The organism is Niveispirillum sp. (assembly GCF_017996735.1).
GTDB lineage: Bacteria > Pseudomonadota > Alphaproteobacteria > Azospirillales > Azospirillaceae > Niveispirillum.
This window is the reverse complement of sequence record NZ_JAGOGJ010000056.1, coordinates 34,968-41,203: the sequence shown is the minus strand read 5'-3', so window position 1 is coordinate 41,203 and position 6,236 is coordinate 34,968. Positions and strand designations below refer to the sequence as shown.

Genomic DNA, 6,236 nt, shown 5'->3' with positions numbered 1-6,236 from the left:
CTGTTCGGCGGTGGCGATCATCACCCCGCCATCGGCCATACCTTCCATCACTACGCACCGCGCCTCATGGCTGGACAGGGTCGCGGCTTGGGCGGCCATATCGACCAGCGCCCGCAGAACCACCAGTTCCCCCATCTGCCCCGACAGGGCAATGGCTGCATCCAGCAGGCCCAATCCCCGCTCCTGCCCATGCTGCACCAGCACGGCACGCAACTGTTCCAGGCCTGTCATGCTGAACCCTCCAACATTAATTGTTCCAGGGGGCCGGGCGCCGCCATCACGGGCGTGACCAGCAGATAATCGCTGTCCCGCTCCAATTGCGCGCGGCAGGGCGGGATCCAGCTAAAGATCGGTTCCCCCTTCCACCCGATCAGCCAGGTGATCCAGACATAGGCCGTGGCCGTCCCACCTTCCGGATCAACCCGCGCCTTGTGCATGGGCAGCCGTTCGGTGAACTGGGAAATAAGGGTAGGCGGCCGCTTGCGGAACAGGCGCTCATACCGTCCCACCCCCTCCAGCCAGCCTGTGCGCAGCAGCAGCGACACACCATCGGTCGCCACTTCCAGCGCCCGCATGGCAAAGGCTTCCGCCGCCACATAGGGCGGATTGGTGATGATCCAGTGCGGCGAACGCCCCTGCAGGACATCGGGCAGAAACGGCATCAGGAAGTCATGCACGGGATAACCGCACCCGTAATCATGGCAGTCCGTCGCCACGACCCGGCCGAAATACTCACCCAGCGGCCTGGCCATCCACCCTTCCCCACAGGCCGGTTCCCAAACGGTCAGCTGATCCAGGCCCAGGAACGTATGGCTGTCCGCCCGCTCGATCAGGGCCCGCGTGCCCCAGGGCGGGGTGGGGAAATAATCCAGACTGTCGGGCGCTACCCTGCGCTGCGCCATCACGGCGGAGGAAGTGTTCTGGCTCATGCCGCCACCCTCCAAGAAGGAAGGGACTTGCGACCTACGCGCCCTGCGCTAGGCTGGCCTTGGTTCAACCAATGGGGGATAGAATGTCTATCAAGGAACTTATCAAGAGTCATCGCTGTAAAATTGGTGTCTTTGCAACAATCTTCATAAGCGCCGCTGTCGTTTGCGCACTCTCCGCTCTGGAGATGATCCATTTTGGCGAAGTAGAAAAAGTCACCCGGCACATCACGATACCGGTACCCGGTGAAAATGAGCGATATGACGGTCTCTATGCCGGTTGGCTGCAAGCTGGTTCCAATATACTCGTTGTGGCCGGTACCATCCTGGCCGCTGTGCTTGTCTATCTTAGTGAGAAAAATAAACAAATTCGGGAGCACGATAGGATTAATAGAGAAAATGAGAAAACCATGCTCGAACGCAGATGCAGGAGTGTCAAAATCATTCAGGCATACTGCGCCGTTACTATTCCAAATATTACAGGGATAATCACAGCCATAACACATTCTAAAGAGATTATTCATTACGAACACCGAGAGCGCGTCATCAATTTGGTAATACACAATCTTCGCGGGTCCATATCCTCTCCAAATGAAATTCCATTCATAAATCCAGCAGAAGAAGTATTGAATAAGGAGGAAATGTCCTATTTTATTGGAATACATTTTGCTATTCAGAATTTTCATAAGTGGCTCGACACAGCCGAAATTTTCAGCAATGAAGTATTTAATGATGATAAGGCAGCCCACCAAGATTTTCTCAGTACTGTGTTTGAAAAGCTCATACAGATTGCAGACAGCATTCATGTGGCTGCAAAAAATCTTGAAGGTAGAATGAATGATTTCACCAATGAACTGAAAAACACGCCCACCCATGTCACCCCCCCACCACCCGAAACCGCGCCGAAAGACTGACGCGGGTGCGGCGGTGGCGGGTGGCGAGGTAATCGCCGCCAAGATCCACCACCTGCTGCAACCGCACGGCCAGGGCCGCTTCTTCCGCGTCATCGATCTGGCCATCGGCCATGTCGGCGGCGACCTGGGCGGCCAGCGCCGAACAGGCGGCATTGACGTCCAGAATGCTGACCGTCGTCGCCAGCACCCAATCGGCCCCGGCCTGACCGGCCAGGACCAACACGCGGTTGGTGAAGACGGGCCCCAGCACCGCCATCAACCGCACCAGTTTCCAGGCGGTGGGCACCGCTTCCCCGTTCATCCAGCTGCCGATGCTGGACGTATCGAACCCAGTCGCCTGGGCCAGGGCTTCGCGCGACCATGCCTTGCCGCGCCCCACCTCTACCCGAAAGGCATCGGTGAACACTTCCTGCATCCGGTCGGATGTGATGGCCGTGGGCCGCACTTTGGCGACCCCCTTGCCATCCCCCGATTGCATTGACGTGTTTTCCATTGTGGAGATTCTCCATTCTGGCGGCATGGACAGACCCGCCACCCCACCCAAACCGCCCGACCCGGCCGACCTGCTGCGCCGGGCCCAGGCCCTGGCCGACAGCCCCTTTCCCGCTACCCGCGCCTTGGCGCGGGAACTTCTGCGCCTGTCGCGGGAAAATCAGGGGAAGCGGCGATGACAGAGTCGCCCGTCATCGCCGCCCCTGCTACCATCAGAGGTCCAACCCGACCGATGGAGCATCCACATGTCACTGTTACCCAACCATCTGCGATCCTTGGTTGCCGCTCAGCTGGCAAGCGGGGTTATGGCGGCCAATGCCGACGATATGTCCCCGGAAGATGCCGTCGAACTTTTTTCAGATATCGAACAGGAACTGGTGCGTCGGAAGTGGCGGCCCGGCAAAGAACTCATTCAGACGGAACCGGATGCCTGACAGGCTCCGGCCCCGTCACCCATGCCTCCACCTGTTCCAATGCTTTGATGAAGGACGGGGCCGTAACGTCCGTGTCCACCGCGCCGGCCAGAATAGTCAGGATGCAAAGCCGCAGCCGTGTCCTGTCACTCGGGCCGCTCACCCCCTCCCGTGTGCCAGGATTGGCAGTCCGTGAATGTTCAGTGGGCATTATCGTTCCCCTCCTATGCGGCGTCAGCGGGCTGTTCGACCGTATCCACGGGCGTGAAATCCGCCGGGATGACGGACTCCAATTGGCGCAGGGTCCCTGCGGTGGGGCACCAGTCGGGGCTGTCCAGCCGCCGGATGGTGCTTTCCCCAAGCCCAGCTTCCTTGGCCAGCCGCAGGATGCTCCACCCCTTGGCCTGCCTGTATGCGCGGACCCGCGCTATGGATTGGTCGATCAGCATGGAGCGAGAATGCGCGAAATATCGCGAAGTCGTCAAGCCTCTTGTTCGCGATTTAACGCATTCGCAGAATAACGCGAATAGCGGTATATCTTGATCATGAACGCCACAGAAATCATCCGCGCCAGCCTCAAGCGAGAGCTGTCGGCGAACCCATCCCTTTCCGTCAACGCCTGGGCTCTTCAGTCGGGCGTGAGCGAGGGCGGTTTGCGCGACTTTCTCAAAGGTCGCGCCAAGAGCATAACCATCACTCAACTGGAAAAACTGGCTATCTCGGTCGGCAAGAAAATCACTGATTTTCTGCCCGGTGGCATTCCACTTGTGGGTAAGGTCGGCGCTGGCTCAGAAGTATTTCCGTTTGATGATGCACCATATGACGAAGTCGATATGCCCACGGCTGGGTGCCCGACCGACGCGGTTGCCGTGGAAGTCGAAGGCGACAGCATGTTCCCGGATTATTGGCCGGGCGATATCCTGATCTATCGGCGGGACATGCCCTTTGACCGCAATGCGTGCCTGTATCAGGATTGCATCGTGCGGGTACATGGCGGCCCTACACTGATAAAACGCGTGAAGCCAGGATCCCGTCCCGATGTCCTGACCCTGGAATCCATCAATGCGCCGCCGCGCATCGACCAGCGGATCGAATGGGCGGCCCCGGTCATGTTCCACGATAAAAGTCGCCGAAAGCCCGCCAGTTGACAGGAGACGCCAAATGCGCAACGACCCCATCCGCCATCTCGTGGACCGCGTTCTGGTCTATATCGCGGAGCATGGGGCGTCGAACTATGGCTATTCAGTAGATTTGGAGACGCTGAAACGCGACCTTCAAATCTCTAAGGGTGACATGCAAAAAGTCGTAATAACCATGCTGAATCTTGGTTATCTTGCGGAAAGAGGCGAACTTAACTCCATTGGCATCTCTTCACTCGGCCTTTCAAGGGCATCACAGATCGCCGATCACGTAGCCTGGGAACCGCCGCCCACTCCGCCGACACTGAACCATGTCACTGTTCATGGGTCCGTGCATGGCAATATCCAGCAGGCTGGCGCACATTCCCGTCAGCATTCCCAATACGATGCCGGCAATGATGCTGCCCTTGGCGAGTTGATTACCGCCCTGAGATCCATGGCAGCGGCCATCCCCGCCCAACAATTCGCGGTGATCGATGCGCAGATCAAATCCCTGGAATCGGCCAAGCAGACAAAGGACAAGGGGGCGCTGACTGCCATCCTTCGCACCCTGCCCGACATTCTAGGCATGGTTACCGGCTTGCCAGTCGGCAAAATTATCGACCAGGCGAAGGCGCTGTACGAACAGCTTCAAGATTGACGAAGCCCGTCGGCATCGGCCCCGGCAAGGCACTGTAATCCACAATTTCGCCGTCGGCGAACAGAACGGCCTTGACCGCCCGCATCTGCAATATGCGCGGACAGAGGACACGCATCGACAATCCATCCGCGACCAGATGGCATTCTGCCATCGCGTCCAGTTCGATGGACACCCGACCGTTCCCCACAACGATCCGCATTTCACGCGCCAGACGTTGATACGGGACTTCAACCCCCGACTCCGCATCCGTCATCTCCAAAAGGGGACCGCACCCTCTGACGTTGATACCCATCGCTATCTCCATGATTGCGCATCGCGATATTTCGCGATTTTCCCCTTGACGCAAACGCGTAATATCGCGAACATTCCCTCATCACCAGCCGCCGCCCATGAGCAGGCGGTGACGTGATCGGTCACCGCCCGACCGGGGGCCGGCGCTCCCCACATGCGCGCCGGCCCCACCCCCTTCGGGCGTTTGAACAGGGGATTTCCGATGAACTGTGAATTGCTGGCCCTGGAGGCCGCCTTTGACGGGCCGATCCCGCGCACCCTGCGCCGCAACGCCCGCCGCCATCTGCCTGCCCCGCGCGCCACCTTCCGCGCCACGGTACGCATCACCAGCCTGAAGCCCGGCTTTGTCGTGTCCGCCATGACGGCGGTGCTGGTAGAGGCCTACCGCAGCCGCGATGCCGCGACGGAGGCCGACCTGCATCTGGCCGGGTTCGACGCCGCCACCATCACCCGCCACGGCCCCGCCGCCAAACGCGCCGCCCTGGCCGAACTGGCCGCATCCGGCATCGATGTGACGGGGGCCGCGTGATGGACAGCGACCTGTTGCCCTCCCACGAAAACCACACCCTGCCGCCCAAGAGTCGCGTCCTGCTGGACATCGCCGCCGAGCGGACCCGCCAGGATGCGAAATGGGGCGGCCCGGCCCATGATGACGCCAATCACTGCCATGGCGATCTTGCCATGGGTGCAGCGGCTTACACCCTCACCGCATGGATGCAGATCGAAGGGCCTCCCGACAAGGCCATTAGCGCCGCTGCGCGTGAACTTGCCGGCCGAAGCCCCTGCAACCACACCCGGGAGATTGATACGCGAAACCTGCTTGTTCGCGCCGCTGCACTGCTTGTTGCGGAAATCGAGCGGCTGGACCGCCTGCCCAGGGAGGCCGCGTGATGACCGACACCCTGGACCGCATCTGCGCCGACCCGCTGATCCTGGACATCCTGGGCGCACAGCACAGCAAGCCGCCACCGGATGCCAAGCTGCTGGAGGATTTCCACCTGGACAGCCTGGACATGGTCGAACTGGCCATGGCGCTGGAGGAGGCGTTTCAGATCGACATCCCCGATGCCGATTGGGAAGACGCCGCCGACATGACCCTGGCCCAGGTCGCGGAACTGGTGGACCGGCGCCGCGCCGTCAAGGTGGCGGCATGAGTACCGGCGCCAATCTGCACGCCCTGGCCCACAGCCTCTGGCGCAATGCCCAGGCCGCGCGGGCGGCCCTGCTGCGCGGCGACAGCCACCAGATGGAAGCCAGCCTGATGATGCTGGACTGGACCGCCCACGCCCCCGGCCCCGCCTCCCTGCGCCGCTGCGCCCAAAGCACGCGCAACAGCGTGCTGGGCATCGTGCTGGGCATCTCCACCTCGCCCCCAGCTAACGGCCCTCACCCGCCATCCCCCACGGCCGCCTGACGCGGCG

The 6,236-nt window shown here is 60.7% G+C and carries 14 protein-coding genes; 9 read left to right on the top strand and 5 right to left on the bottom strand.

Annotation, left to right across the window (positions count from 1 at the left end; genetic code table 11):
* Together KBA48_RS17815 and KBA48_RS17810 are read right to left on the bottom strand one after the other, a co-directional pair.
* The coding region (locus KBA48_RS17815) for a hypothetical protein (protein WP_292908815.1) at positions 1-231 on the bottom strand (231 nt) is incomplete at its 3' end.
* Positions 228-929, bottom strand: a complete 702-nt coding sequence (locus tag KBA48_RS17810) for an SAM-dependent DNA methyltransferase (RefSeq protein WP_292908813.1) — start codon at positions 927-929, stop codon at positions 228-230. The genes KBA48_RS17815 and KBA48_RS17810, both read right to left, overlap by 4 nt.
* 83 nt (positions 930-1,012) lie before the next feature.
* Here KBA48_RS17810 and KBA48_RS17805 point away from each other — a divergent pair, with 83 nt between their 5' ends.
* Positions 1,013-1,840 carry a hypothetical protein gene (locus tag KBA48_RS17805; protein ID WP_292908811.1) on the top strand — a complete coding sequence of 276 codons (828 nt, stop codon included), beginning with the start codon at positions 1,013-1,015 and terminating at the stop codon, positions 1,838-1,840.
* Here the strand turns inward: KBA48_RS17805 and KBA48_RS17800 are convergent.
* Positions 1,803-2,333 carry a helix-turn-helix transcriptional regulator gene (locus KBA48_RS17800; protein ID WP_292908809.1) on the bottom strand — a complete coding sequence of 177 codons (531 nt, stop codon included), beginning with the start codon at positions 2,331-2,333 and terminating at the stop codon, positions 1,803-1,805. The genes KBA48_RS17805 and KBA48_RS17800 overlap by 38 nt on opposite strands.
* Before the next feature lie 25 nt (positions 2,334-2,358).
* On the opposite strand from KBA48_RS17800, the gene KBA48_RS17795 reads away from it, so the two are divergent.
* Both KBA48_RS17795 and KBA48_RS17790 read left to right on the top strand, forming a co-directional pair.
* Complete coding sequence (locus KBA48_RS17795; RefSeq protein ID WP_292908807.1) at positions 2,359-2,511, top strand: hypothetical protein; 153 nt, start codon at positions 2,359-2,361, stop codon at positions 2,509-2,511.
* 66 nt (positions 2,512-2,577) lie between these two features.
* A complete protein-coding gene (locus KBA48_RS17790) occupies positions 2,578-2,766 on the top strand; it encodes a hypothetical protein (protein ID WP_292908805.1) in 189 nt (62 codons plus the stop codon).
* A 203-nt stretch (positions 2,767-2,969) separates the two neighbouring features.
* On the opposite strand, the gene KBA48_RS17785 is transcribed toward KBA48_RS17790, so the two are convergent.
* On the bottom strand, positions 2,970-3,194 hold the full coding sequence (locus KBA48_RS17785; RefSeq protein ID WP_292908803.1) for a helix-turn-helix transcriptional regulator: 225 nt from the start codon (positions 3,192-3,194) through the stop codon (positions 2,970-2,972).
* Between the two features lie 96 nt (positions 3,195-3,290).
* On the opposite strand from KBA48_RS17785, the gene KBA48_RS17780 reads away from it, so the two are divergent.
* Together KBA48_RS17780 and KBA48_RS17775 are read left to right on the top strand one after the other, a co-directional pair.
* Positions 3,291-3,893: a S24 family peptidase gene (locus KBA48_RS17780; protein ID WP_292908801.1), complete on the top strand. Its 603-nt coding sequence runs from the start codon at positions 3,291-3,293 to the stop codon at positions 3,891-3,893.
* 13 nt (positions 3,894-3,906) lie between these two features.
* Positions 3,907-4,524 (top strand): hypothetical protein, encoded by a 618-nt coding sequence (locus tag KBA48_RS17775; protein ID WP_292908799.1) that lies wholly within the window; start codon positions 3,907-3,909, stop codon positions 4,522-4,524.
* Here KBA48_RS17775 and KBA48_RS17770 read toward each other — a convergent pair.
* Positions 4,481-4,816: a hypothetical protein gene (locus KBA48_RS17770; protein ID WP_292908797.1), complete on the bottom strand. Its 336-nt coding sequence runs from the start codon at positions 4,814-4,816 to the stop codon at positions 4,481-4,483. The genes KBA48_RS17775 and KBA48_RS17770 overlap by 44 nt on opposite strands.
* A gap of 201 nt (positions 4,817-5,017) precedes the next feature.
* Between KBA48_RS17770 and KBA48_RS17765 the strand changes: the two genes are divergently transcribed.
* Genes KBA48_RS17765 through KBA48_RS17750 form a run of 4 tightly spaced genes read left to right on the top strand, consistent with a single transcriptional unit; the run spans position 5,018 to position 6,229 of the window.
* Positions 5,018-5,344 (top strand): hypothetical protein, encoded by a 327-nt coding sequence (locus KBA48_RS17765; RefSeq protein ID WP_292908795.1) that lies wholly within the window; start codon positions 5,018-5,020, stop codon positions 5,342-5,344.
* Entirely contained in the window at positions 5,344-5,706 is a 363-nt protein-coding gene (locus KBA48_RS17760) for a hypothetical protein (protein WP_292908793.1), read from the top strand. The genes KBA48_RS17765 and KBA48_RS17760 overlap by 1 nt, the downstream gene beginning before the upstream one ends.
* Positions 5,706-5,969 carry an acyl carrier protein gene (locus KBA48_RS17755; RefSeq protein WP_292908791.1) on the top strand — a complete coding sequence of 88 codons (264 nt, stop codon included), beginning with the start codon at positions 5,706-5,708 and terminating at the stop codon, positions 5,967-5,969. Before KBA48_RS17760 ends, KBA48_RS17755 begins: the two co-directional genes overlap by 1 nt.
* A complete protein-coding gene (locus tag KBA48_RS17750; RefSeq protein WP_292908789.1) occupies positions 5,966-6,229 on the top strand; it encodes a hypothetical protein in 264 nt (87 codons plus the stop codon). Before KBA48_RS17755 ends, KBA48_RS17750 begins: the two co-directional genes overlap by 4 nt.
* Positions 6,230-6,236 lie beyond the last annotated feature (7 nt).

Coding starts and splice junctions, on each gene's coding strand:
- KBA48_RS17775 (WP_292908799.1), top strand. CDS start 3,907: ATGCGCAACGACCCCATCCGCCATCTCGTGGACCGCGTTCTGGTCTAT.
- KBA48_RS17750 (WP_292908789.1), top strand. CDS start 5,966: ATGAGTACCGGCGCCAATCTGCACGCCCTGGCCCACAGCCTCTGGCGC.
- KBA48_RS17765 (WP_292908795.1), top strand. CDS start 5,018: ATGAACTGTGAATTGCTGGCCCTGGAGGCCGCCTTTGACGGGCCGATC.
- KBA48_RS17810 (WP_292908813.1), bottom strand. CDS start 929: ATGAGCCAGAACACTTCCTCCGCCGTGATGGCGCAGCGCAGGGTAGCG.
- KBA48_RS17780 (WP_292908801.1), top strand. CDS start 3,291: ATGAACGCCACAGAAATCATCCGCGCCAGCCTCAAGCGAGAGCTGTCG.
- KBA48_RS17805 (WP_292908811.1), top strand. CDS start 1,013: ATGTCTATCAAGGAACTTATCAAGAGTCATCGCTGTAAAATTGGTGTC.
- KBA48_RS17790 (WP_292908805.1), top strand. CDS start 2,578: ATGTCACTGTTACCCAACCATCTGCGATCCTTGGTTGCCGCTCAGCTG.
- KBA48_RS17795 (WP_292908807.1), top strand. CDS start 2,359: ATGGACAGACCCGCCACCCCACCCAAACCGCCCGACCCGGCCGACCTG.
- KBA48_RS17755 (WP_292908791.1), top strand. CDS start 5,706: ATGACCGACACCCTGGACCGCATCTGCGCCGACCCGCTGATCCTGGAC.
- KBA48_RS17760 (WP_292908793.1), top strand. CDS start 5,344: ATGGACAGCGACCTGTTGCCCTCCCACGAAAACCACACCCTGCCGCCC.
- KBA48_RS17785 (WP_292908803.1), bottom strand. CDS start 3,194: ATGCTGATCGACCAATCCATAGCGCGGGTCCGCGCATACAGGCAGGCC.
- KBA48_RS17800 (WP_292908809.1), bottom strand. CDS start 2,333: ATGGAAAACACGTCAATGCAATCGGGGGATGGCAAGGGGGTCGCCAAA.
- KBA48_RS17770 (WP_292908797.1), bottom strand. CDS start 4,816: ATGGGTATCAACGTCAGAGGGTGCGGTCCCCTTTTGGAGATGACGGAT.